Origin of the sequence: Phytopseudomonas flavescens (genome assembly GCF_900100535.1) — a bacterium.
Taxonomy (GTDB): Bacteria; Pseudomonadota; Gammaproteobacteria; order Pseudomonadales; family Pseudomonadaceae; genus Aquipseudomonas; species Aquipseudomonas flavescens.
In genome coordinates, this window is sequence record NZ_FNDG01000001.1 from 315,888 (window position 1) to 339,578 (window position 23,691).

General features: G+C 63.5%; 24 protein-coding genes and 1 tRNA gene. 14 read left to right on the forward strand and 11 right to left on the reverse strand.

The annotated features are described in order from the left end of the window. Positions 1–54: 54 nt before the first annotated feature. From BLR94_RS01530 to BLR94_RS01545, 4 genes are all read left to right on the forward strand, one after another. Positions 55–1,767 (forward strand): amidase, encoded by a 1,713-nt coding sequence (locus BLR94_RS01530; RefSeq protein WP_084305802.1) that lies wholly within the window; start codon positions 55–57, stop codon positions 1,765–1,767. A gap of 107 nt (positions 1,768–1,874) precedes the next feature. Next, the gene (locus tag BLR94_RS01535; RefSeq protein ID WP_084305605.1) at positions 1,875–2,585 is read left to right on the forward strand and encodes an AzlC family ABC transporter permease; all 711 of its coding nucleotides are present in this window, start codon (positions 1,875–1,877) and stop codon (positions 2,583–2,585) included. After that, the gene (locus tag BLR94_RS01540; RefSeq protein WP_084305607.1) at positions 2,582–2,896 is read left to right on the forward strand and encodes an AzlD family protein; all 315 of its coding nucleotides are present in this window, start codon (positions 2,582–2,584) and stop codon (positions 2,894–2,896) included. The genes BLR94_RS01535 and BLR94_RS01540 overlap by 4 nt, the downstream gene beginning before the upstream one ends. Before the next feature lie 324 nt (positions 2,897–3,220). Then, positions 3,221–4,147: a cation diffusion facilitator family transporter gene (locus tag BLR94_RS01545; RefSeq protein WP_084305609.1), complete on the forward strand. Its 927-nt coding sequence runs from the start codon at positions 3,221–3,223 to the stop codon at positions 4,145–4,147. 107 nt (positions 4,148–4,254) lie between these two features. On the opposite strand, the gene BLR94_RS01550 is transcribed toward BLR94_RS01545, so the two are convergent. The 3 genes from BLR94_RS01550 to BLR94_RS01560 form a co-directional block, all read right to left on the reverse strand. Continuing rightward, entirely contained in the window at positions 4,255–4,518 is a 264-nt protein-coding gene (locus BLR94_RS01550; RefSeq protein ID WP_084305611.1) for a hypothetical protein, read from the reverse strand. A 348-nt stretch (positions 4,519–4,866) separates the two neighbouring features. Then, positions 4,867–4,942: transfer RNA gene (locus BLR94_RS01555), tRNA-Thr, on the reverse strand. Between the two features lie 70 nt (positions 4,943–5,012). Next, positions 5,013–5,852: a CvfB family protein gene (locus tag BLR94_RS01560; RefSeq protein ID WP_084305613.1), complete on the reverse strand. Its 840-nt coding sequence runs from the start codon at positions 5,850–5,852 to the stop codon at positions 5,013–5,015. A gap of 167 nt (positions 5,853–6,019) precedes the next feature. Between BLR94_RS01560 and BLR94_RS01565 the strand changes: the two genes are divergently transcribed. Together BLR94_RS01565 and BLR94_RS01570 are read left to right on the forward strand one after the other, a co-directional pair. Next, positions 6,020–6,211, forward strand: a complete 192-nt coding sequence (locus BLR94_RS01565; RefSeq protein WP_175154230.1) for a hypothetical protein — start codon at positions 6,020–6,022, stop codon at positions 6,209–6,211. 274 nt (positions 6,212–6,485) lie between these two features. Beyond that, positions 6,486–8,702: an LTA synthase family protein gene (locus tag BLR94_RS01570; protein WP_090423639.1), complete on the forward strand. Its 2,217-nt coding sequence runs from the start codon at positions 6,486–6,488 to the stop codon at positions 8,700–8,702. A 15-nt stretch (positions 8,703–8,717) separates the two neighbouring features. On the opposite strand, the gene BLR94_RS01575 is transcribed toward BLR94_RS01570, so the two are convergent. Continuing rightward, the gene (locus tag BLR94_RS01575) at positions 8,718–9,443 is read right to left on the reverse strand and encodes a substrate-binding periplasmic protein (protein ID WP_244158048.1); all 726 of its coding nucleotides are present in this window, start codon (positions 9,441–9,443) and stop codon (positions 8,718–8,720) included. Positions 9,444–9,560: 117 nt separating this feature from the next. Then, on the reverse strand, positions 9,561–9,968 hold the full coding sequence (locus BLR94_RS01580) for a PTS sugar transporter subunit IIB (protein ID WP_084305616.1): 408 nt from the start codon (positions 9,966–9,968) through the stop codon (positions 9,561–9,563). 181 nt (positions 9,969–10,149) lie between these two features. On the opposite strand from BLR94_RS01580, the gene BLR94_RS01585 reads away from it, so the two are divergent. Next, positions 10,150–11,925, forward strand: coding sequence for a S8/S53 family peptidase (locus tag BLR94_RS01585; RefSeq protein WP_084305618.1), 1,776 nt, complete (start codon positions 10,150–10,152; stop codon positions 11,923–11,925). Positions 11,926–12,008: 83 nt separating this feature from the next. Further along, on the forward strand, positions 12,009–12,296 hold the full coding sequence (locus BLR94_RS01590; RefSeq protein WP_084305620.1) for a hypothetical protein: 288 nt from the start codon (positions 12,009–12,011) through the stop codon (positions 12,294–12,296). A 52-nt stretch (positions 12,297–12,348) separates the two neighbouring features. On the opposite strand, the gene BLR94_RS01595 is transcribed toward BLR94_RS01590, so the two are convergent. Next, positions 12,349–13,701, reverse strand: a complete 1,353-nt coding sequence (locus tag BLR94_RS01595) for a DEAD/DEAH box helicase (protein ID WP_084305621.1) — start codon at positions 13,699–13,701, stop codon at positions 12,349–12,351. A 369-nt stretch (positions 13,702–14,070) separates the two neighbouring features. On the opposite strand from BLR94_RS01595, the gene BLR94_RS01600 reads away from it, so the two are divergent. Beyond that, positions 14,071–14,706: a LysE family translocator gene (locus BLR94_RS01600; RefSeq protein WP_084305624.1), complete on the forward strand. Its 636-nt coding sequence runs from the start codon at positions 14,071–14,073 to the stop codon at positions 14,704–14,706. A 24-nt stretch (positions 14,707–14,730) separates the two neighbouring features. Here the strand turns inward: BLR94_RS01600 and rarD are convergent, their stop codons facing one another. The 3 genes from rarD to BLR94_RS01615 all read right to left on the reverse strand — a co-directional run bounded on the left by rarD (position 14,731) and on the right by BLR94_RS01615 (position 16,946). Continuing rightward, complete coding sequence (gene rarD / locus BLR94_RS01605; protein ID WP_084305626.1) at positions 14,731–15,633, reverse strand: EamA family transporter RarD; 903 nt, start codon at positions 15,631–15,633, stop codon at positions 14,731–14,733. Positions 15,634–15,886: 253 nt separating this feature from the next. Beyond that, entirely contained in the window at positions 15,887–16,486 is a 600-nt protein-coding gene (locus BLR94_RS01610) for an FMN-dependent NADH-azoreductase (protein ID WP_084305628.1), read from the reverse strand. Between the two features lie 145 nt (positions 16,487–16,631). Continuing rightward, complete coding sequence (locus BLR94_RS01615) at positions 16,632–16,946, reverse strand: 3-phosphoglycerate kinase (protein WP_084305630.1); 315 nt, start codon at positions 16,944–16,946, stop codon at positions 16,632–16,634. A gap of 76 nt (positions 16,947–17,022) precedes the next feature. Between BLR94_RS01615 and BLR94_RS01620 the strand changes: the two genes are divergently transcribed. The 3 genes from BLR94_RS01620 (at position 17,023) to BLR94_RS01630 (ending at position 20,580) form a co-directional block, all read left to right on the forward strand. Beyond that, positions 17,023–17,949, forward strand: coding sequence for a LysR family transcriptional regulator (locus BLR94_RS01620; protein WP_084305632.1), 927 nt, complete (start codon positions 17,023–17,025; stop codon positions 17,947–17,949). Between the two features lie 85 nt (positions 17,950–18,034). After that, complete coding sequence (locus BLR94_RS01625; protein ID WP_084305634.1) at positions 18,035–18,589, forward strand: peptidylprolyl isomerase; 555 nt, start codon at positions 18,035–18,037, stop codon at positions 18,587–18,589. A 155-nt stretch (positions 18,590–18,744) separates the two neighbouring features. Continuing rightward, on the forward strand, positions 18,745–20,580 hold the full coding sequence (locus BLR94_RS01630) for an ABC transporter ATP-binding protein (protein WP_084305635.1): 1,836 nt from the start codon (positions 18,745–18,747) through the stop codon (positions 20,578–20,580). A gap of 60 nt (positions 20,581–20,640) precedes the next feature. Here the strand turns inward: BLR94_RS01630 and BLR94_RS28140 are convergent, their stop codons facing one another. Further along, on the reverse strand, positions 20,641–20,775 hold the full coding sequence (locus BLR94_RS28140; protein ID WP_279615834.1) for a hypothetical protein: 135 nt from the start codon (positions 20,773–20,775) through the stop codon (positions 20,641–20,643). Position 20,776: 1 nt separating this feature from the next. Between BLR94_RS28140 and BLR94_RS01635 the strand changes: the two genes are divergently transcribed. After that, a complete protein-coding gene (locus BLR94_RS01635) occupies positions 20,777–21,040 on the forward strand; it encodes a DUF2790 domain-containing protein (RefSeq protein ID WP_084305808.1) in 264 nt (87 codons plus the stop codon). Between the two features lie 45 nt (positions 21,041–21,085). On the opposite strand, the gene BLR94_RS01640 is transcribed toward BLR94_RS01635, so the two are convergent. Then, on the reverse strand, positions 21,086–22,210 hold the full coding sequence (locus tag BLR94_RS01640; protein WP_084305637.1) for a GNAT family N-acetyltransferase: 1,125 nt from the start codon (positions 22,208–22,210) through the stop codon (positions 21,086–21,088). Between the two features lie 381 nt (positions 22,211–22,591). On the opposite strand from BLR94_RS01640, the gene BLR94_RS01645 reads away from it, so the two are divergent. Next, on the forward strand, positions 22,592–23,689 hold the full coding sequence (locus tag BLR94_RS01645) for a porin (RefSeq protein WP_084305639.1): 1,098 nt from the start codon (positions 22,592–22,594) through the stop codon (positions 23,687–23,689). Positions 23,690–23,691: the final 2 nt, after the last annotated feature.

Consider the following 23,691-nt stretch of genomic DNA (forward strand, 5'->3'; position numbering starts at 1 on the left):
GCCCTCCTTCCCATGCAGGTGCACGCCCACCTGTCAGCAACCAGTGGTGACACCATGATCGAGGTAACAGAAGCGTCCATCGCCCAATTGCGCGCCGCGCTCGAGGCAGGCCGCACCACGGCAGTCGACTTGCTCAAGGCCTACCTGGCCAGGATCGACGCCTACGACGGCCCGCACACGGCTACCGCGCTGAACGCCGTGGTGGTGCGCAACCCGGACGCGCTGCTCGAGGCAGAGGCATCCGACGCCCGCCGCGCCCGTGGCGAGATGCTCGGCCCACTCGACGGCATCCCCTACACGGCCAAGGACAGCTACCTGGTCAAGGGGCTGACCGCCGCCTCGGGCAGTCCGGCCTTCAAGGATCTGCTCGCTCACCGCGATGCCTTCACCGTCGAACGCCTGCGCGCTGCCGGCGCCATCTGCCTGGGCAAGACCAACATGCCACCCATGGCCAACGGCGGCATGCAGCGTGGCGTCTATGGTCGTGCCGAAAGCCCGTACAACGCCAGCTACCTGACCGCACCGTTCGCCTCGGGCTCCTCGAACGGGGCTGGCACTGCGACGGCCGCCAGCTTCGCCGCCTTCGGCCTGGCCGAGGAAACCTGGTCGAGCGGCCGCGGGCCGGCTTCCAACAACGGCCTGTGCGCCTATACGCCGTCGCGGGGGGTGATCTCGGTGCGCGGCAACTGGCCGCTGACACCGACCATGGACGTGGTGGTGCCCTACGCGCGGAGCATGGCGGATCTGCTCGAAGTGCTGGACGTGGTCGTCGCCGATGACCCCGAACCCCGTGGCGATCTGTGGCGCCTGCAGCCCTGGGTGCCGATCCCCGCCGCCTCCTCGGTAAGACCCGACCGCTATCAGGCACTGGCTGTGGGTGCGGACGCACTGGCCGGAAAACGCTTCGGCGTGCCACGCATGTTCATCAATGCCGACCCGGACGCAGGCACCAGCGAGTCGCCAGGCATCGGCGGGCCAACCGGGCAGCGGATCAATACCCGTGCCTCGGTGATCGCGCTGTGGGAAAACGCCCGTAAGGCGCTGGAAAGTGCCGGTGCCGAAGTGATCGAGGTGGACTTCCCGCTGGTTTCCAACTGCGAGGGCGACCGCCCTGGCGCCTCGACGGTGTTCAACCGTGGCCTGGTTTCCAAAGAGTTTCTGCATGACGAACTCTGGGAACTGTCAGCCTGGGCCTTCGACGACTTCCTGCGTGCCAATGGCGATCCGAAATTGAACCGTTTGGCGGATGTCGATGGGCCGCAGATTTTCCCCCACGATCCAGGCACCCTGCCCAACCGCGAGGACGGTCTGGCCGCCGGGATGGAGGAGTACGTGCGCATGGCCGAACGCGGCATCACCCCGTGGCACGAGATCGCCACGCTGCCCGATGGCCTGCGCGGGCTGGAGAAGACCCGGCAGATCGATCTCGAACAGTGGATGGACACGCTCGGGCTCGACGCCGTGCTCTTCCCTACCGTCGCTGACGTGGGTCCAGCGGATGCCGACATCAACCCGGCTTCCGCCGATATCGCCTGGAGTAACGGCATCTGGGTCGCCAACGGCAACCTCGCCATTCGCCACCTCGGCGTGCCCACGGTGACCGTGCCGATGGGTGTGATGGCGGATATCGGCATGCCCGTGGGGCTGACCTTCGCCGGCCGCGCCTACGATGACTCGGCGCTGCTGCGACTGGCCTGCGCCTACGAGGCGACCGGTTCGAAACGCCAGATCCCACCGCGTACCCCGCCGCTGGCGAACGCTTGGTAACCCTCTTCCATCACCGACTGCCCGACAGTCTGCCTGAACGGCACGCCCGGATAGCAGAGGGAGCGCCGTTCACGAGCGCCACGGATACATAGAAAAGGAGCACTGGGTTGTCCAGCAGCGATAAGAACCTGGAAGCGATCGATGCCTCGATCGCCTGGCATGGATTCAAGGCATTCCTGCCTATTTCAGCCTTCGTCGTGCTGTTCGGGCTGGCTTTCGGGCTGGCCGCCACGCAGACGGGGTTGAGCACCGAGACCAGCCTCGCCATGAGCGCGCTGGTCTTCGCCGGAGCGTCACAGTTCGCCGCGCTGGATCTGTGGGGCGCGCGCATACCGTTGGTGCCGCTGGCACTGACGGTGTTCGCCATCAATGCCCGCCACCTGCTGATGGGCGCAACCCTGTACCCCTGGCTGAGCAACCTGCCGCCAGCCAAGCGCTACGGCGTCATGCTGGTCGCTTCCGATGCCAACTGGGCCATGTCCATGCAGGCCTTCGGTGCTGGCAAGCCAGGACTGGGGCTGCTGCTCGGCGGCGGTACAGCGTTGTGGTTGGCCTGGCTGCTTGGCACCTGGTTGGGCATCTACTTCGGCAGTGCGATCGACGACCCCGTGAGCTTCGGCCTGGACATGGTCATGGGCTGCTTTCTGCTGGCCATGGTGGTCGGCGGCAAGAAGGACCTGCGGATCCTGATCATCTGGACGATCGCTGCGGGCGCCTCGCTGCTGGCCTACTGGTATCTACCCAGCAACAGCCATGTGGTCGTCGGCGCATTGGCGGGCGGCGTGCTCGGTGCCCTGTGGATGGAGAAGAAAGCATGATGATCGAATCGACGGGTTCCGGTGCCATGATCGTCGTCATCGTGATGGCGGTGGTGACGCTCGCCACCCGCTGGGGCGGGATTTTCGTCATGTCGTTCGTGCCGATAAACCTCAGAACCCAGCAGTTCATCAGTGCCATGTCGGGCTCGGTACTGGTGGCACTGCTGGCGCCCCTGGCGCTGGAGGGCGACAACGGCGCACGTCTGGCACTGTTGAGTACGGCAGTCGTCATGCTGCTGGTCAAGAAGCCACTGCCGGCGATTGCCGCTGGGATTCTGGTCGCTGCGCTGGTCAGGCAAACGGGGCTGTGACAGCGCAGGATCAGACTGCCCGCCCCCGTTTCAACGTACGCCGACATTGCACCAACGCATAGAAGGCTTGCTACTTCGCCAATTTTTCATGCATTGACGCTAACCTATACTGGCTGGCGGCTATCCATCGAGCTGGCCAGTTCCGCCCTCGGGCTTGCGCACTGCCTGGGCGAAACCGACTTTCAGAACCCGTAGTCAGACGACTCGCCCCCTGCTCCAGGCGCTCGTTGCCAGAGCACCGACCAGCCGAAAGATAGCGTTTTCGAGTTTGCTCGAAATGCCGGGCCATGCCTGGCAGTTCGCCCCTGTACCCGGTAATCGATCATGAAAACAGAACAAGGCATCCTGCGCCTATCCATCGCCGTCACCCTGCTGCTGGCGGGTGGCGGTATCCTCTTTGGTCTCTTGTCGGGGTCCTTCTCCATCGTCTTCGACGGCGTCTACTCGCTCGCCGATGCCAGCATGAGTGGCCTGGCACTGATCGTCGCCACGCTGATCCGCAAGCACACGTCCAACAGCGACGCCAACCGACGCCTTGCCGAACGTTTCAATATGGGCTTCTGGCACCTGGAGCCCATGGTGCTGGCGCTCAACGGCACGTTGCTGTGCGGGGTGACGCTGTATGCGCTGATCAATGCGCTCGGCAGTCTGCTGGCAGGCGGCAAACCCCTCGACTTCGGCTTCGCGATCATCTACGCGCTCGTGGCAACCATCGCCTGCTTCAGCCTGGCCGCCCTGGAGTTCCGCGCCAACACACTCATCCGCTCGGACTTCGTGGCCCTGGATGCCAAGGCCTGGGTGATGTCCGGGAGCATCTCGCTGGCATTGTTGATCGCCTTCATGCTGGGCGAGGTTACCGCCTCGACCACCTATGGCTGGCTTGGCCCCTACATCGACCCGGCGGTACTGGCGATCATCTGCCTGGTGATTCTGCCCATGCCACTGCTGACGATCCGCCAGGCAATGGCCGATATCCTGCTCGTCACGCCGCCAGCGCTGAAGATGCACGTCGACGAGGTAGCCTCCGGCGTGGTGGCCCAGCAGGGCTTCGTCGGCTATGAGGCCTATGTCGCCAAGGTGGGCCGCGCACTGCAGGTCGAACTGTACTTCATCGTGCCTGCCGACTGGCCAGCCCAGACCCTGGACGACTGGGATCGGCTGCGCGACGCCATCGGCGAAGCGATTGGCGACGAAGGCCCCAACCGCTGGCTGACCATCGCCTTCACCACCGACCCGCAATGGGCCCGGTAGTGACGTAGTGACGTCCCTGCACGCGAAGGCGCCGCAGACGACGGAAGCGAATCGCCCATGGCCATCCAGCGCGAGCATCGCCGTCATCGCTCGATCATCTGCGGCGCTCAGGCCTCATCGCGCCGCGCTGCATCGGCTTCGTCCGTGGACTTTTCATCCTCGTCGCTCTCGCCATCGATCCAGGACCGGGTGGACTCCTGAGCATCGTCGATCTGCTCGCTGAGCTGCTTCGCCGAATCGCTGAACGCATCCTTGGCAATTTGCGTGGCACTTTCCTTGGCCTCCTCGACGGCCTTGTTCGCCGCGTCTTGCGCAGCATCACAACCGCTGAGGACGATGACACCGAGAGCGCCGATCGCCAGGTACTTCATTGCAGACTTCATGTACGCCTCACTCATCGACAACCGAAACGGGGCTGCCCTCGCAGCCGCTGAAAACGACGCGATTATGGCGATGGCACATGTAAAAAATTCGTCAAAACAACCGGCCTGAAGGGCCTGGCTTTGTATCGACATATGTAGCGTCGCACTGCAAGCATGGTGCCGGACTGCCCCGGAACCCACTGCACTCTTCGCACCCGCGGCCCGGCAGGCCACTGCCGCAACCGTTCCACAGGCAATCCACAGGCGCAGCGTGGACCTCAGGGTTACCCGGCCACTCGGGCGAGACCCGGAAACAGAAAAACCCGCTTGATGCGGGTTTCAATGGCGTTTCTTGACTGGTGCCGGAGATAGGAATCGAACCTACGACCTTCGCGTTACGAGTGCGCTGCTCTACCGACTGAGCTACACCGGCGTGACGCGCATTATTCAGCAAGCGAAGCGCGCCGCTCAAGCGCTTTTTGACCCGTCACGGCACAGGGCGGTCACTCGACCAGTTCGATGCGGTCTTCGTGGATGTGGATCAGCCCCTGCTTGTAGAGGCCGCCAATGGCCTTCTTGAAGTTTCCTTTACTGACCCGGAACATGGCGCTGATACGTTCCGGCGAGCTCTTGTCGCTGAGTTCCAGAACCCCGCCGCCTTCGCGCAGGCGATCGAGAATCTGCTCGCTGAGGCCGTTTGCCGCCTGCTGGCCGATCGGCTGCAGGCTGAGGCTGATCTTGCCGTCGCTGCGCATCTCCTTGATGAAGCCTGGCTGGCGGATGCCGGCACGCATGAAACCGATCACTTCGTTCTTGTGGATCAGCCCCCAGTGCTTGCCGTTGATGATCGCCTTGAAACCCATGTCGGTAGCCTCGACCACCAACAGATCGACCTTTTCACCCACCTGGTAGGTGGCTGGCAGCTTGTCCAGGTAGCGATCCAGGCGGGCGGTCGCGGTAAGACGGCGGCTGCGTTTGTCGACGAACACGTGGACGACGCAGTAATCGCCGATCTGCAGCGGGCGCTTCTCTTCGGAATGCGGCAGCAGCAAGTCCTTGGGCAACCCCCAGTCGAGGAACAGGCCGACGCGGTTGATATCGACCACCTTGAGGCTGGCGAATTCGCCGACCTGTACCTTGGGTTTCTCGGTGGTGGCGATCAACTTGTCTTCGCTGTCCAGGTAGACGAACACGTTGAGCCAGTCCTCCACCTCGCTCGGCGTCTCCTTGGGGATGTAACGCTTGGGCAGCAGGATTTCGCCATCCGCCCCACCGTCCAGGTACAAACCGAAGTCGGTGTGTTTGACCACCTGCAGGGAATTCATACGTCCGATAACAGCCATGGTGCCCACTCTCATTTCCAGGGCCGCAGTCTACCCGACTCGCCCGGCGTATTCTCTGCCGCGCAGTCGGGGTCGGCGGTATTTTCTGCCCATTGGTCAATGAGTGAACAGCGAAGGGCCTCGCGGTGGTATGATAGGCGGCCATCTTGATTTCTCGAGTAGGTTAAATGGCCGTCATGCGCGTCAAAGCATCCCAGAGCAAAGCTAAACCCGCCCCAGCTGTCGAAACCAGCGAATCGATCAACGCCCAGATAGCGGCGTTTCTCCAGTCCGGTGGCAAGATCCAGGAGATCGCCAAAGGCGTGAGCGGCCAGACCAACGGCCCGGCTAGCCGCCACATCACCATCGCCAAGAAGTGACAGCGGTTTGTATCGACCTGCAGCGCCTGCATGCCAGGCGCCAGGTCGGCAACCCTTCCCCTCGCCCGCCCGGGCAATGATTTGAACGACTTATCTCTCGCCTCGAACGCTTACCGCTAGCGGTCAACACACGCATGTTTCAGAATGATGTCAGCCTGCATTTCGCGCAGTCGGTCCTCACCGACCCGATGTCGTTTCCGATTGCCACGCAGTAAATCGATGTGACAGGGCCCAGTGGGCATGTCGATCACCGGCAATTGCCTGAGGAATATACGTGCGTTTTTCCAGCCCATGGCTGCAGCGGCCTGTCAGTGCCCCGGCGGCGCTGGTTGTCCTGTTCATCGTGCTTCCGCTTGTCAGTCGCTACACCTTGGGCTGGTCGCACCCCTTCGGCTATCTCTCGGACCTGGCCGTCGGCAGCCTGCTGCTGTGGCTGGTCTTGCGCCGCGGCCTGCTGCTGGGCATCCCGCTGATTATCGGTTGGGTGACGCTCAACCTCGGCACCATCGAGCTGGTCAGTGCCGTGGGCCGCATGCCGGAACCGGCAGACCTGCACTACCTGACCGATGCACAGTTCCTCAGCCACTCGACCCAAGGTGGCGGCCTCACCCATCCCTGGCTGACTGGCGGGCTGATCTCCGCTGCCCTGGCGTTCTTCGTGCTCCTGGCCATCGGCCGCAAACGGCGCGTCAGCAAACCATCGCCCGCCTGGCTGCTCCTGCCGCTCGGCTTATTGGCGGCCCATGCTATCTATCAGTACCGCAGCCCCAGCGAAGCGGATCAGTGGTTGCAGTTCAACCTGCCGCACAAGTGGCTGGCAGAGGGCATCAGCAGCGCCCGCGTCGGCATCGAGGAGTGGAGCGCCAGGGGCCAGCCGGGCAGCCCGCCAGACATCACCGGCCTGACCCGGCTGGACATGGACGGTATGCCGTTGCTGAGCGAACCCGGGCAAGCGCGCAACGTACTGATCATCACCCTCGAGGGCATTCCCGGCGCCTATATCGCCGCCAGTCGCCAGGCCATCGGCAGCAGCTACCGGGCCGATCCCATGCCGCGCCTGAGCGGGTGGGCCGAGCGCGGCATGCTGACCAGTGATTACGTGCTGCACGGCCACCAGACCATTCGCGGACTCTACGCGATGCTCTGTGGTGACTACGACAAGCTCGCTTCGGGGACGCCGAAAGGCCTCGAACTACTGACCAACCCCGAGCGCAGCGCCCAGTGCCTGCCAGCGCAATTGCGTGAACAGGGTTTCAGCACGCATTTCCTGCAGGGGGCCGGGCTGCGCTTCATGGCCAAGGACCAGATCATGCCGCGCATGGGGTTCGAGAAGACGCTGGGCCGCGACTGGTTCCGCAACACGCCCTACCTCGACTTCGCCTGGGGCATGGATGATCGCTCCTACTTCGAAGGGGCACTGTCCTATCTCGATGGCCTGCGTGAGCGGAATGCGCCGTGGATGCTGACCCTGCTGACCGTCGGTACCCACCAGCCCTATTCGGCCCCTGTCGATTACCTCGACCGTCACCCCACCGCCAAGCAGGCCGCGATCGCCTACCTGGACGACGCGATTGCCGATTTCCTCGATGCCCTGGAGCAACGCGGGGTGCTCGACGACACACTGGTGATCGTCACCTCAGATGAGTCACACGGCATCGAGAACGTGCGCCTGGCCTCGGCCTGGGGCTTCAACCTGATGCTCGCGCCGGAGCGCTCGCGCTTGCCATCGCTCAAGCAAGGCGTGTACGGGCACGTCGATCTTACCGCCTCGGTGCTCGACTATTTCGCCCTGCCACTGCCTGCGGATATCGCCGGTCGCTCGATGCTGCGTGACTATGCCCAGGGCCGCGAGATCATCTCCTACACCAACGGCCTGCTGCGTGAGCACGACGGTCGCGGCACACTCATCGAATGCAATTTCCAGCAGGTCTGCCGCCGCTATGCCAGCCACGGCTTCATCAGTGATCACGCCGATTACCTGGGCCACGTCAGCGGCAAGGCGGCGCGCCTGGTGAGTCAGCGCGCGCAATTGCTGGATGCTTCGCTCAGCGATGGCCAGGGCGACCAATCGCTGCAGTTCGCCAGCAACCAGCGTATTCGCCTGCGTAGCACGCCCGGCGACGACTGGGCCGACAACCTGATTGGCGCGCAGTACCTGGAGCTGCCGAAAGGCACGCAGACGACCGTGACCCTGAGCATCAACGCCCTGAAGATGGCCGAGTCAGGCGCATCGCTGCACCTGAAGACCAAGGAGTTCGACCGCGACGTGCTGATCAACATCCCGGACATTCCCCTGCTCAAGGAAGGCCAGCCAGTGGCGCTCAGCTTCGCCTTCGACAACCTCGATACGCGCAAGGCGTTTTCCTTTCATCTGCTGGGCGAAGGTAAAGGCTCCATCGAAATCACCGATTTCAGGGTCGAGACCCGGCCGATGGAAGCCGAGCTGCTGGCGGCCCAGGCAGAGGAAGACAGCGCTGAGCTGGCCCAGTGAACGACGCGGCCAGGCTCAATACATCGCGTAGCGTCGCTCGATCTCGGCGTATTCGCCGCTGGCGCGAATGGCTGCCAGCCCCTGGTCGAAACGGTCGCGCATTGCCTCGTCATGCAGCCCCAGGTGGTAGGCCGTGGCAGGAAAGAGCCGGTACTCGATGACGGGCTGGCCGACATCCACCTGGGCATACACCTCGCGGTTGAAGTAACGCAGGATGCGTCGGTCGCCAATCACCACATCCGCGCGCCCGCTGTAGAGCAGCCGGTTACGGGCGATCTGCTGGGCCTCCTCGTGATAGCGCGGGTTCCCCTCGGCCATCTTGCGAAACTCGTCGCCGAGCAGGAAGCGCGCGCGCTGAAAGGCATGAACCGAATAGTGGCGCAGGTCACTGATGCGCTCGATACGGTAGTCGCGGGCCGCCAATGACATGGCGACGTTCTGGTAGTAGATGTACGGCTGCGAATAGAAAGGTGCCGCGCCGCCCTGGGCATTGGTGGTGGTCATGGCATCGATCTCTCCCAGGCTGAACGACCGCTGCAGGCGCTCCATGGGCGAGTAATAAGGCCTGATGGTGAGGCCGGCGGCCCGCGCCGCAGCGACGACCACGTCGTATTCGAGCCCCCTGCCCTGCCTTTCGAATACATAAGGTGGCTTGTGAGTACCGAAACCGACCCTGAGCTCTTCAGCCACACCCTCGCATGCGACGAGCACCAATCCCAACACCCAGCCCATCATGCGCATAGTGGCCACCCGTTGCCTCCGTAGCCAGTTGGTATAGCGGTAGTGATACGGCCTGTCCACCACGGTCGCCGGCTCCTGGCATCCGCTGCCATGAGCCGGCCCAACGGTTGCGCGTGTTCAGACCCGCGTCGCCTCCGGCCCCAGCCCATCGAACACTTCAGGAGTCAGCGCTGCCAGCCCGTACTGGTCGAGCACCTCGCGCGGGTGCTGCTCACCGGGGAAGGTGCTGTCGATCATGCTCAGCAACTGGGAACCGCGCGGGGTGAGAACGAAGTTTTCGCCATTGCCGCCCTCGCCCTCCGGGCGCGCTTCGATGAAGCCGGCAGCGAGCAGAGAGGCTTCGTAGCGGTCGGCCTGGGCCTTGAGCCCGTCGACGTCCTGCACCTGCTGGCCGGCCTGCTGCAGGGCCTCGGCCAGTTCCTCGGCACAGCGGCGCGGGACGAACGCCTGCCCTGCGCTGTTCTGCACGGCGTGCAACATGCGCTCGATAAGATCCCAGTTGTGGGTTTTGCCTTGAGTGGTCATCGCATCGTCTCCCAGCATTCCGGCACCCGATGGGACTATCGGATGCGGCGCACGCGGGCGCCTGTGAAGCTGTGACGTCGCGGCGTAGAGCAAGGTTCGCCCTATCTGCCCAAACGCAGCCTGAACCAAGGCAAACGGCACCAGTCTGAGGCGCATCGCCCCCTTCGCAAAGGACTCACCCATGCTCCGCCGGCCACCGCTGCGCCCCGTTCTCAGCGCCCTGCTTCTGGCAACCATCGCGCCGTCGGTACCGGCGGCCGAGCCGCTGCGGCTCAAGCATCTGTACCGCTGTGAAGACGTGCAGGATCGCCAGCGCCAGACCTTCTGCCTCGATGCCCGAGGCATGGCCGACGGCGAGCTGCAGGTGCTGCTCGATGGCAAGCCGCTGCCCGCCAGTGCAGTGGACCGCCGCGATGGCCTGCGTATCAACCTGGACAGCGACGGCTACCGCAGCGGCCCGCTATGGCTGCAACAGGGTGACGCAGTGAGCAATCCGGTGTGGCTGTCCATGGCCGGCAGCCATGTGCTGGCAGCCAAGCCTGGTGAGGTGGCCAAGAACATGGATGGCCTGAACACCTATGTCGACTTGGTCAGTGTGGTCATCGAGGAGGATGCGCAGGGGCTCGACACCGTCAAGGCGCTGGCCAAGAAATATGGCGCTGAAGTGGTCGGCGCGATTCCCCCGCTCAATACCTTCCAGCTGCGCCTGCCCGCCAAGGATCTTGTCCAGCGCGACGCCCTGGTGCTGCGCCTGGGCAGCGAGCTGAGCGTGGATGCCGTGGTGATCGAGGAGTCCTCGGCGGAAGAGCAGGAAGCACCGGCAGGCGAGTCCGCGGCGGATCATCTCGACGAACAGGAATGGGCGGCGAATCGTTTTCTCGATGCGGTGAACTACTACCAACGACGCATTGCGTCGAAGCGCTCGCCCATCGACAGCAAACCGGTGCGCATCGGGCTGATCGAACGCAACGTCGACTTCGACGCGCCCGACTTCAAGGACTACCTTGGTGCTGCCGAACGCGAGGGCAATGCCCCCCATACCCGTCTGTACAGCCGTGATGCCGACAAGGCGGATGGCCACGGCTCCACCGTGGCGGGCATTCTCGCCGCACGCTGGGACAAGGGCGGCAACACCGGTTTCCTGCGTGGCCTCGACGGTGCCGGCCCGGGCTTCGAGGTGATCGTCGATCGCAACTCGGACGCAGGCATCACTGCCAACATCGCTGCGTCGGTCAACCTGGTCGAAGACGGCGTGCGGGTGCTCAACTGGAGCTGGGGTATCCACCGCGTCGGCGCCAAGAACATCCATGGCGACGAGATAGACTCGTTGGTGCGCTCGGGCATCGCGATGAGCGGCTACGAGGAACTGCTGGAGGAGTTTTTCCTGTGGCTGCGTCGCGAACACCCGGATGTGGTGGTGATCAACTCCGCCGGCAACGGTGCGTCCTTCTCCGGCGCCGACGATTACCGCCTGCCCTCCTCCTTCGTCACCGAGCAACTGTTCGTGGTCGGTGGCCACCAGCGCAGCGAGCGCAAGGACGTCGCGGTGGACGACCCGGCCTACGTCACTCGGCGCAGCTCCTCGAATATCGATACCCGCGTCGACATCACCGCGACAGCCTGCGTACGGGCCTCCAGCGCCGCTGAAAACCAGCAGGGCAGCGTGCATTGCGGCACCTCCTACGCCACCCCCCTGGTGGCGGGCGTGGTCGCGGCGATGATGTCGATCAACCCTGCCCTGCACCCCGACCAGTTGCGCATGCTGTTACGCCGCAGCGCGATGACCATCGGCGAAGAATTCGACTTCGAGCCTACCGATGCCGACGACCTGACGGCGCCCATCCTGCCGTCCGAACGCGGCTTCGACCTGAACGACAAGGACATCGGGCGCTCGGCCAGGCTGGACATGCAGAAGGCGCTGGACCTGACAGTCAGGAGCCTGGATCAGCGCAAGTGACATAGCGTTCGAAAGCCTGAACCTTGTCACTCGACAGCGACTCAACCGCAGGACATGACCCTGCTGAATGTGAGGACTTGAGCATGATCAAGCATGTCGCGTCACTCTGTTGCCTGGCCCTTGCGGTCGACGTCGGCCTGGCCCAGGCCTGCACCGCCGACGAAGCCGCCGCCAAGGCCCAGGAACTGGCGGCCAAGGTCGAGGAAATCACCCAGCGCGATCCCCAGCGGGCCGCGCTGCTGCGCCAGGAACTCAAGGAAGCCGAGCCGGACACCGCGGCGGACAGGTTGGCCACCGATTGCGAGGCGTACGACCAGCGCTTGCGCGAGCTGGAAGCGATCGGCGGCGAGGTCGAGGAACAGATGCAATGAGGCTGGCCAGCCGCCGGCACGACAGGTAAGGCGCCGGCGGCGGGCCCGCGGATCAGGCGTCCGCGGAAGGTGCCTTGCGCTTGAGCGGCGCCAAACCGTCCTGGCTGACCAGGGTCGGCGCATCGCTCTTCGGCTTGTTGACCGTATTGCGTTTGGCCGGGGTTTTCGCAGCGGGTTTCTTGGCGAGCTTCTTACCGGTCTTCGGGTCGACCTTTTTCTTCTTCGGCCCGGCGGCCTTGCCGGACGCCTTGAGGTTCTTCGGCCCCTGGTAAGTGCCTTTCAGCTCCTTGATGCTGCGCCGCTCGAAACGCTGCTTGAGGTAGCGCTCGATGCTCGACATCAGGTTCCAGTCGTTGTGAGTGATCAGCGAGATCGCAGTGCCTTCGCTGCCAGCACGCCCGGTGCGCCCGACCCGATGCACGTAATCGTCGCCGGAGCGCGGCATGTCGAAGTTGATCACCAGGTCCAGCCCATCGACGTCCAGACCACGGGCGGCCACATCGGTGGCGACCAGCACCTTCACGGCCCCCTGACGCAGGCGGTCGATGGCCAGCTTGCGATCCTTCTGGTCCTTCTCGCCGTGCAGCACGAAGGTCTTGAATTCCTTGGCCACCAGCTTGCCGTACAGGCGATCGGCCTGGGCGCGGGTGTTGGTGAAGATGATCGCCTTGTCGTAGGCCTCGTTGCTCAGCAGCCACTCGACCAACTGTTCCTTGTGGTAGTTGTGGTCGGCGGTGATGATCTGCTGGCGGGTGCCCTCGGCCAGTTCGCTGACCCGGTTGAGCTGCAGGTGCAACGGCTCGCGCAATACCTTGCCAACCACTTCACGCAGGCCGGCGCCGCCACTGGTGGCGGAGAACAGCAGGGTCTGGTGTTCGTTGCCGCAGAGTTCGGCCAGGCGCAGCACGTCTTCGGCGAAGCCCATGTCGAGCATGCGGTCGGCTTCGTCCAGCACCAGCATTTCCACGTCCTCGAACAGCAGATTGCCGGCATTGGCGTGCTCGATCAGACGCCCCGGGGTGCCGATCAGGATGTCGATCTTGCGCAGCATGGCGGCCTGCACCTTGAAGTCTTCGCCGCCCGTGACAAGACCGGCCTTGAGGAAAGTGTACTGGGCAAAGCGCTCAACTTCCTTGAGGGTCTGCTGGGCCAACTCGCGGGTCGGCAGCAGAATCAGTGCACGTACGCTCAGGCGCTGCCTGGAATTACCGTCGCCGAGCAGGCGATTGAGCATCGGCAGCACGAAGGCAGCGGTCTTGCCACTACCGGTCTGGGCGGTCACGCGCAGATCCTTGCCCTGCAGCGCAGGCGGAATCGCCGCCGCCTGTACCGGGGTCGGCTCGACGAAATTAAGCTCGGCCACGGCTTTGAGCAGGCGTTCATGCAGGGTGAATTGGGCAAACACGGGGCAACCTCGATGCAAATGTCGAATCAGCCGCATAGGGTACCGCGTTCGCGCCCCGGGGCCGAATGCTTTCTCCCAACCGATGGCTGAAAAGCGTCTTTCGCCCACCGGCAGACCGGCGAGGCCGAACCGACGTGTCTGCCAGCCGGCACGCCTAGCCCCTGCCTTCACGGCAATCAACGGCCGACCCGCCTGCAACTGGCGCTTGCGGGCCGATCAACCGCTCGGCGCCCCGTGTGTATGCCGGTTTGCTCGCCGATCTGTATCTAACCGAGCCGCTCCTGACGGCCTACCATGGCCGTCAGGAGCGGCGACTCGCGCAGGCACGTCCTGACCACCCGGCCGCCAAGAAATCCCAGGAGTTGCATCATGCCCGAAGCGTCCAACCTGCTTGCCTATGCCCTGATTTCGCTGGGTATGGTGCTGACGCCCGGCCCGAACATGATCTACCTCATTTCGCGCTCGATCTGTCAGGGGCGAATGGCCGGGCTGATGTCGCTGGGCGGCGTGGTGCTGGGCTTCGTCTTCTACATGCTGTGCGCGGCGCTGGGCATCACCGCGCTGCTGCTCGCGGTTCCCTACGCATACGATGTGCTACGGATCGGCGGTGCGCTGTATCTGCTTTACCTGGCCTGGCAGACGCTCAGGCCAGGCGCCCGCTCGCCGTTCCAGGTACGCGACCTGCCGAAGGACAGCCCGCGCAGGTTGTTCATGATGGGCTTCGTGACCAACCTGCTGAACCCCAAGATCGCCGTCATGTACCTGTCGCTGCTGCCACAGTTCATCGAACCGTCCGGCCATGGCAGCGTGCTGACGCAGTCGCTGCTGCTTGGCCTCACGCAGATCGTCATCAGCGTGAGCGTCAACGCGCTGATCGTCATCATGGCGGGTTCCATCGCGGTATTCTTCGTCAACAAGCCACTGTGGCAGAGCGTGCAACGCTGGTTGATGGGAACCGTGCTGGCGACTCTGGCGGTGCGCATGGCTGTCGAGGAGCGGCGCTGAAGACAGTCCCGCGCTGGCCACACCTCAGGCCGGTGGGCGCATGCGCCATTGCTTGATCAACAATCTCCCGCTGTCCCAGCCCACCAGCACTACCGCCAACCAGATCGGCAGGTAGGTGAAGAACTGCTCGGCGTCGAACTGCTCGCCCAGGAACAGCAGCGTGACCATGAACAACAGCACCGGTTCCACGTAGCTGAGGATGCCGAACAGCCCCAGCGGCAGCAGCCGCGACGACACCATCATGGCCGCCAGCGCGATGGTGCCCAGCAGCGCCATGCCCGGCACCAGCCACCACAGTCGCGGGAATTCGCCGAATACGTTGTCCGGCGCCCACTGCAGGATCATCCAGATCGCCAGTGGCGCCAGCATCAGCATCTCCAGGATCAGCCCGGACAGGGCATCGAGGCGCATCCAGCGGCGCAGCATGAAATACGGCGGGTAACCCAGCGCGGTGACCAGCGTCACCCAGGAAAACGCCTGGGAACGCCATAGCTCATGCACGACCCCGGCGAGGGCGCAGGCCACGGCGATCCTTTGCAAGGGGCGCAGGCGCTCGCCGTAGAACAGCCGACCGACCAGCACCATGACCAGCGGCAGCAGGAAATAACCCAGCGAAACATCCAGCATGTGCCCGGTGAGCGGCGCCCACACGAACAGGAACCACTGCACGCCAATCAGCGCGGCGGACAGCGGCAAGGCGGCCAGCAGCAGCGGCTCGTTGCGCAGCCGTTGCAGCACGGCGGCCAGTACCGGCCACTGGCGCAACACGGTGACCAGCAGCAACACCGCCGGAATCGACCAGAGTACACGCTGGGCGAATACCTGGTAGCCATCCAGGGGGGTGAGCATCTGTACGTAGCCAGGGATCAGGGCGAACAGGATCGAGGCGCCGACAGAAAACACCACACCACGTCCGGAAAGCGTCATCGCGCACCTCGAAGAAAAGAAAATCGCCCGCCCCGCTCAGCCTATCAGGCAGCCGCGACAACGGCGCCGGCATGGCGCAGGCGGACACGTCAGCGACGCGCCACGAACGGCGGCGCACCATAACGGTTCAGCGCCCGGCAAACAATCACCCGCGCAGCCCAATCGCGAACCAGGCGGCGCACGGGTGGCCTGGGCTCGCAGGCAGCTGTTCTCTACGGGCACTCTGGGCACTGCGTGCAGGTGGAGGTTGACGTCAGATAACCTGGTCGAGGCGCCGTTCGGCGTCGCCCAGGCCCTTGTCCAGGAACCCGGAGCCAAGGTTGAGGCCTTCGGCATGAATGAAGGTGACGTCATGGATGCCCATGAACGCCAGCACCTGGCGCAGATAGGGTTCCTGGTGATCCTGGCCGCCGCCCGCATAGAGGCCGCCACGGGCGGTGAGCACGAACGCGCGCTTGCCATGCAGCAAGCCCTGCGGACCGTTTTCGCTGTAGCGAAAGGTCACCCCGGCGCGCACCACATGGTCGAACCAGGCCTTGAGCGTGCTGGGAATGGCGAAGTTGTACATCGGCGCGGCCAACACCAGTACATCGGCAGCCAGCAGCTCATCGCTCAGCCGATTGGCACGCTGCAGCGCCGCGCACTCGCCGGGACCATGGTTTTCAACCGGCTGCGTCCAGGCGTCGAGCAGGCTGGCATCGAGATGGGGCAGCGGTTCCATGCCCAGATCACGACGGCAGACAGGATCGCCTGGACGCCTCTCCCGCCAGCGCGCCAGAAAGTCCTCGGTGAGGCGCCGTGACACCGAACCACACTGCCGCGCACTGCTTTCAATCACCAATAGTCCGGCCATGGGATGGCTCCATCGATAGGCGGAAATCGAACGATGAAGGCGAGGCTAGATAAACGAGGCTCGATAATAAAGCGTAAATATCCACCACTAAATATCGATGAAGTTGATTTGTTCGAACGCAGCCCCTAGGCTGCCAAGCCGTGGATCACTGTGGCTCGCAGGTCAGCTGGACGCGCAGACGGATGATGCTGCGGGCGAATTTCACCGTCAGGTTGCCGCTCTGCCCTGCTGCCAGGTTCACGCTACGCGCTCTTGGCGCTTCCGGGCCGTTGCGAAATACCGCTTTGCAGGACGCTGCCGTTTCGCCGTAGTTCTGCACCCGCACCGCTGCCATGTTGTGGTCGATTTCCTGGGAGCTGGCCGATACCTCGGCGCCATTGAGCTGCTTCTCGAGTTCGATGGGATAGGCCTGGGCTGCCAGCGGCAGCAGGGCGATCAGCGCGCAACAGAGTGTTCTCATGGCCAGCCTCCAATGACGAGCGGCCAGTTTAGGGCCAGTCCCCACCCCGTGCACAGGGACCGGCGAAGGAGATGAAATGAAGGCCCCACGCGTAACCCTCGATCAGTGGCGCACCCTGCAAGCGGTTGTCGACCACGGCGGCTTCGCCCAGGCCGCCGAAGTGCTGCACCGTTCTCAGTCATCGGTCAGCTACACGGTGGCCCGCATGCAGGAGCAGCTCGGCGTACCGCTGCTGCGTATCGATGGGCGCAAGGCGGTGCTGACCGAGGCCGGTGACGTGCTGCTGCGTCGCTCCCGACAACTGGTCAAGCAGGCCAGCCAGCTCGAAGACCTTGCCCACCACATGGAACAGGGCTGGGAAGCCGAGGTTCGCCTGGTGGTCGATGCCGCCTACCCGAACGCGCGACTGGTGCGGGCCCTCACCGCCTTCATGCCGCAGAGCCGTGGCTGCCGCGTGCGGCTGCGCGAGGAGGTACTCTCAGGGGTGGAGGAAGTGCTCAAGGAAGGTGTCGCCGACCTGGCCATCAGCGGCTACAACATTCCCGGTTTTCTCGGTTCGGAAATGAGCCCGGTCGAGTTCATCGCGGTGGCCCACCCCGATCACGCCCTGCACCGCCTGCAACGCCAGCTGAATTTCCAGGACCTGGAAACCCAGATGCAGGTGGTAATCCGCGACTCCGGGCGCCATCAACCCCGTGATGTCGGCTGGCTTGGTGCCGAACAGCGCTGGACGGTGGGCAGCCTGGCCACCGCCGCCACCTTCGTCGGCAACGGCCTGGGCTTCGCCTGGTTGCCACGTCACATGATCGAGCGTGAACTGAGCGATGGCCTGCTCAAGCCCCTGCCACTGGAAAAAGGCGGCAGCCGCAGCCCGGTGTTCTTCCTCTATGCCAGCAAGGACAAGGCCCTGGGACCGGCCACGCAGATCCTCACCGACCTGATTCAACGCTTCGACGCGGCCCCGCTCAATGCGGCCTTCGCCTCGCCGCCAGCGCTGGCCTGATCAGGGGGCACTTGTCCCCGGCTCGCTTGCCTTTCTGTATGAAGTCGAAAACACTGCAGTCACCTCACCCTAGGACTCGACCACGATGTTGAAGAAACTCGCCCTCACCCTTTGCTCGCTGCTGTTCACCGCCCAGCTCATGGCCGCCGAAAACCCGGTGGTGCTGCTGACCACCAGCCTGGGCGAAATCGAAGTTCAGCTCGATGAGCAGAAAGCACCGATCAGCACCAAGAACTTCCTCGCCTACGTGGATAGCGGCTTCTACAAAGGCACCCAGTTCCATCGCGTGATCCCGGGCTTCATGGTGCAAGGCGGCGGCTTCGACGAGAGCATGCGCCAGAAGAACACCGGTGCGCCGATCAAGAACGAAGCCGACAACGGCCTGCACAACGTGCGCGGCACACTGGCCATGGCACGCACCCAGGCACGGGATTCGGCGACCAGCCAGTTCTTCATCAACCACAGCGACAACGCCTTTCTCGACCACGGTTCGCGTGACTTTGGCTATGCCGTTTTCGGCAAGGTGACCCGCGGCATGGAAGTGGTCGACCGCATCGCCCAGGTGCGTACGGCCAACCGCGCTGGTCAGCAGAACGTACCGGTTGACCCGGTGGTGATTCTCGACGCCAAGCGCCTCTGATACTGCTACCCTTTGCGGGTGAACCCGCGTGCCAGAGCGTGCGGGTTGCCCCCCGAGCCGAGCGCTCACGCCTTTCAGCATTCCAGCCGGCCGGTCACGCCTGTCGGTAGCAACACGTGAAACACCCGCCCACCCGCCAGAGCAGACTGTGCCCCATGTTGTTCCGCCGCTTCGAAAATCTGATCGACGTCTTCAAGCCCAGCCCTGATGTAGCACCGCCCGACGGCATGCTGCGCTTCTACGCCCACTACCTCAAGCAGGTGTGGCCGTTGATGATCGCCGTGCTGGTGATCGGCTTCTTCGCGGCGCTGATCGAAGTGGCACTGTTCAGCTTTCTCGGCCAGTTGATCGACATGGCCCAGGCGACCAGCGATGCGCGCACCTTCTTCGCCGAACACCGCAACCAACTGCTGTGGATGGCGCTGGTGGCATTGATCATCCGACCGCTGGTGTTCGGCCTGCACAATCTGCTTACCCACCAGGCGATCAACCCGGGGCTGACCAACCTGATTCGCTGGCAGAATCACCGTTACGTGCTCAAGCAGAGCCTGAATTTCTTCCAGAACGACTTCGCCGGACGTATCGCCCAGCGCGTCATGCAGACCGGGCCATCGCTGCGCGACTCGGCCATGCAGGTGATCGACGCCCTATGGCACGTGGTGGTGTACGCCGGCAGCGCACTGTACCTGTTCGCAGCTGCCGACCTGCGCCTGGTGGTGCCGCTGTCACTGTGGATCATCGGCTACAGCGCCGCGCTCTGGTACTTCGTGCCGCGCATCAAGGCCCGCTCGGCCGCCGCCTCGGCAGCGCGTTCCAAGGTCATGGGCCGGGTGGTGGACGGCTACAGCAACATCGCCACCCTCAAGCTGTTCGCCCACTCCCGAGAGGAAGAAACCTACGCCCGGGAGGCCATGCAGGAACTGCTCGACAAATTCCGCCTGCAGTCGCGCACCATCACCAGCCTGGACTTCCTGATCACCTGCATGAACGGCCTGCTGATCGTCGGCACCGGCGCCCTGGCCCTGTGGCTGTGGAGCGAGTCGCTGATCAGCACCGGTGCCATCGCCCTGGCGCTGGGCCTGGTGATCCGCATCAACAACATGGCCGAATGGATCATGTGGGTGGTCAACGGCATCTTCGAAAACGTCGGCACCGTGCAGGACGGCATGCAGACCATCGTCCAGCCGCGCGACGTGCTCGACCGCGAAGGTGCCACCGCCCTGCAGGTGCAACGAGGCGGCGTGCGCTTCGATGACGTACATTTCCACTATGGCAAGAGAGGCGGTGTGCTCAGTGGCCTGAGCATCGACATTCGCCCTGGCGAGAAGATCGGCCTGGTCGGCCCGTCAGGCGCCGGCAAGTCGACCCTGGTCAACCTGCTGCTGCGCCTCTATGACCTGCAAAGCGGGCGCATCCTCATCGATGGCCAGGACATCGCCGCTGTCAGCCAGGAAACCCTGCGCGCCAACATCGGCGTGGTCACCCAGGACACCTCCCTGCTGCACCGCTCGATCCGTGAAAACCTGTGCTATGGCAAGCCCGACGCCAGCGACGAACAACTCTGGGTCGCCGCACGCAAGGCCCGTGCCGATGGTTTCATCGCCACGCTGGACGACGGCCAGGGCGGCCTCGGTTTCGAGGCCCAGGTCGGCGAGCGCGGGGTCAAGCTGTCCGGCGGCCAGCGGCAACGCATCGCCATCGCCCGGGTACTGCTCAAGGACGCGCCGATCCTGGTGATGGACGAAGCCACTTCAGCGCTGGATTCGGAAGTCGAATCGGCCATTCAGGAAAGCCTGGACAACCTCATGGACGGCAAGACGGTGATCGCCATCGCACACCGGCTGTCGACCATCGCGCGCATGGATCGCCTGGTGGTGATCGACAAGGGCCAGGTGATCGAGACCGGTACCCACGCCGAACTGATCGAACGCGGCGGCCTCTATGCGCGCCTGTGGCAGCACCAGACCGGAGGCTTCGTGGGCGTCGATTGACGCTGGCGAGACGTGATCCGCGCATTGCGAACCAGCTACATAGTTAGCTTGCTAACATAATCATTTTTCGTGATGAACACTAACGAGCGCATCGATTTTTGCCGAGCCGGCTTTGCTGGTCATATGAGCCTCACCAGGCAACGGTCCGAGCGTATCGGCCAGGCTGCCTGTCATCGAAATGATCGAGGAGCTCATCATGAAAATCGCAACCGCTGTCACCGTTCTGCTTTCCAGCCTCGCTCCAGCCGTATTCGCCGCCGACGTTCAGAGCAAACCGGGCGCCGGCCTGCCGACCGAGGATTATCACTACGGCATGAAAGTCGACGTGCAGAAAGTCCTCTACCGCACTGACGTCTCCGACAAGCGTGGCGTCGTGCCGGTGATCATGGTTTACACCGACAGCCAGGGTGAAACCCACAAGATGCGCTTCCTCGAGTGGGGCGGGCGGTACGACGGCTGATCGGTCGCGGCGCTGCGGCTCCCCGCCGCAGGCCACCGCGCCGGCTCAGGCCTGCCGGTACGGCAGCATCTCCCGCGCCTGCTCGGCGTAGGCCAGCACGCCCTCGCGCTCCTCCCGCAGAAACCCTGCCACCGCGTCACGCAGCCCGTCATGCGCCAGGTAGTGCCAGGAGTGGGTGATCACCGGCTCGAAACCGCGAATCAGTTTGTGCTCGCCCTGGGCACCCGCATCGAAGCGCTGCAGGCCCAGCGCGATCGCCTGCTGCATGCCCTGGTAGAAACAGGTCTCGAAGTGCAGCCGGTCGAACTCGGCCAGGCACCCCCAGTAACGGCCATACAGGCTGTCGCCGCCAAGCAGGCTGAACGCCATGGCCACCGGCTGCGCGCCGCGATGGGCCAGCACCACGCGAATGGCCCCGGGCATGCGCTCGGCCAGCAGGCTGAAGAAAGCCCTGGTCAGGTAAGGTGCCTGACCGCGAACGTGGTAGGTATTGGCATAGCAGTGGTAGACGAAGTCCCACTCCGCCTCGCTCAACTGCTGTCCCTCGCGCCACTCGAAATGGATACCCTGCCCCGCCACCTGCTCGCGTTCCTTGCGCATCTGCTTGCGCTTGCGTGAGCTGAGGGTGTCGAGAAAATCCTGGAAATCCCGATAGCCACGGTTATGCCAGTGAAACTGACAGCCCAGACGCTGCAACCAACCGTCACGCCCCTGCAGCACGGCATCACCAGCAGCGTCGGTAAAATTCACATGCAGGCTGGAGAGCCCCTGTTCGTCGAGAGAAGCGGTCAGTGTATCGAGCAGTTGTCCCGCCGCCGCCGGGTCGCCCAGCAGCCGCTGGCCGGTTACCGGCGAAAACGGAATGGCACCCAACAGCTTGGGGTAATAGGCGATGCCGGCCCGGCGACAGGCATCCGCCCAGCCGTGATCGAACACGTATTCGCCGCAAGAGTGGTATTTGACATAGGCAGGCATGGCAGCAAGTGGCTGGCCCTGCTCGTCCAGCAACAACTGATGCGCCGGCTGCCAGCCGCTATGCCCGCCGACACTGCCGCTGTCTTCGAGCGCCGCGAGAAAGGCATGGCGCACGAAGGGTTGGGCGCTGGTCGACAGCGCGTCCCAACTCGCAGCCGACACGCGGCTCAGGGAATCTGCGAGGACAAGGGTCATGGCAAGGCTCCAACAAAAAATATGCCCAGGGACTGCTGCGACTTTGCGCAGGTGCCAGCGAAGCGGAGCAGGTGCTGACGGTTGCCAGGCATGATGCCGTCGCATGCCGGCCGCCACAACCGCAGTGATCCTCAAACTTTAATAATCGATCTATAAGGTTCGGCCGCGTGATTACGCCGCTTCGATCCCTCCTCGAACACCCGCCAAAAATCCTTGATATTCAGTGCAACTACTTGATTCTAAAAAAGTTCCCCTGACTCGAAAACGTCACACGCCAGCAAGCCTTCTGTCACATCCGATTTCCATAATCGCCTCCGTCCAAACAGACGATGTCATGCCACCGGCACTGACGGCGTTTCATAAACGAAGGAGCTTTTTTCAATGAAGATGAAGTTGATTGCGGTTGCTGTTGGCGCTGCTCTGTCGGTACCTGGTGCAGCAATGGCAGACGTGAGCATCTACGGCCGCGCGCACGTATCGGTTGATTACCTCGACGACGGTGCCAAGTACTCCGAAACCAACCTGTCGAGCAACTCGTCCCGCCTGGGTTTCAAAGGTGACCATGAAATCAACCCGGACCTGAAAGCCTTCTTCCAGATCGAACAACAGATCAACTTCACCACCGGCTCTTCGGACGGCGGCACCAGCTTCGCCACCCGTGACACCTTCGTTGGTCTGGGCGGCAACTTCGGCGCCATTCAAGTCGGTCGTTTCGACAGCCCGTTCAAGGTCGCTCGTGGCCCGTTCAACCTGTTCGGCGACCAGGTCGGCGACATGAACAACCTGGCACGCGTCACTGCCGGTCGCCTCGACGAGCGTTATGACAACACCATCCAGTACACCACGCCTGACTTCAGCGGTTTCAACGCCAAAGTGGCCTACTCGATGTACAAAGGTCAATCGCTCAACATCACCGATACCGCCGCCAACAACGAAGACAGCGATGCCTTCAGTGTGTCGCTGAACTACATCGGTGGCCCGCTGGAAGCTTCCCTGGCCTACGAGCAGGTAGAAGAAGACACCCTGCGCGGCGAGGCTGATTCCATTCGCGCCGCTGCCGCCTACAAGATCACCGACACCTTCAAGCTGGTCGGCTTCTACCAAACCACCGATTTCAGCGGTTTCAGCACCACTACCAGTGCTCAACGCGATGCCGGTACCTTCAACGTCTACGGTCTGGGTGGCGAGTTTGCGATTGCCAAGAACACTGCTCTGAAAGCTACCTGGATGACCAACGACAGCGACGCCGACAATGCAGACGCCGATATGTGGGTGATGGGCATCGAACATAAACTGGATAAGGCCGTGCGCGTCTACGCCAACTACGCCGTGGTCGACAACGACGAAAACGTTGCCTACACGCCGTGGAGCCAGTCCCGTACCGCCAACCCGACCGGCCAGTCGGTCGTCAACGGCGTGAACGAAGCGCTGGGTGAAAAAGCCTCTGGTTTCACCGTGGGTCTGCGCTACGACTTCTGATC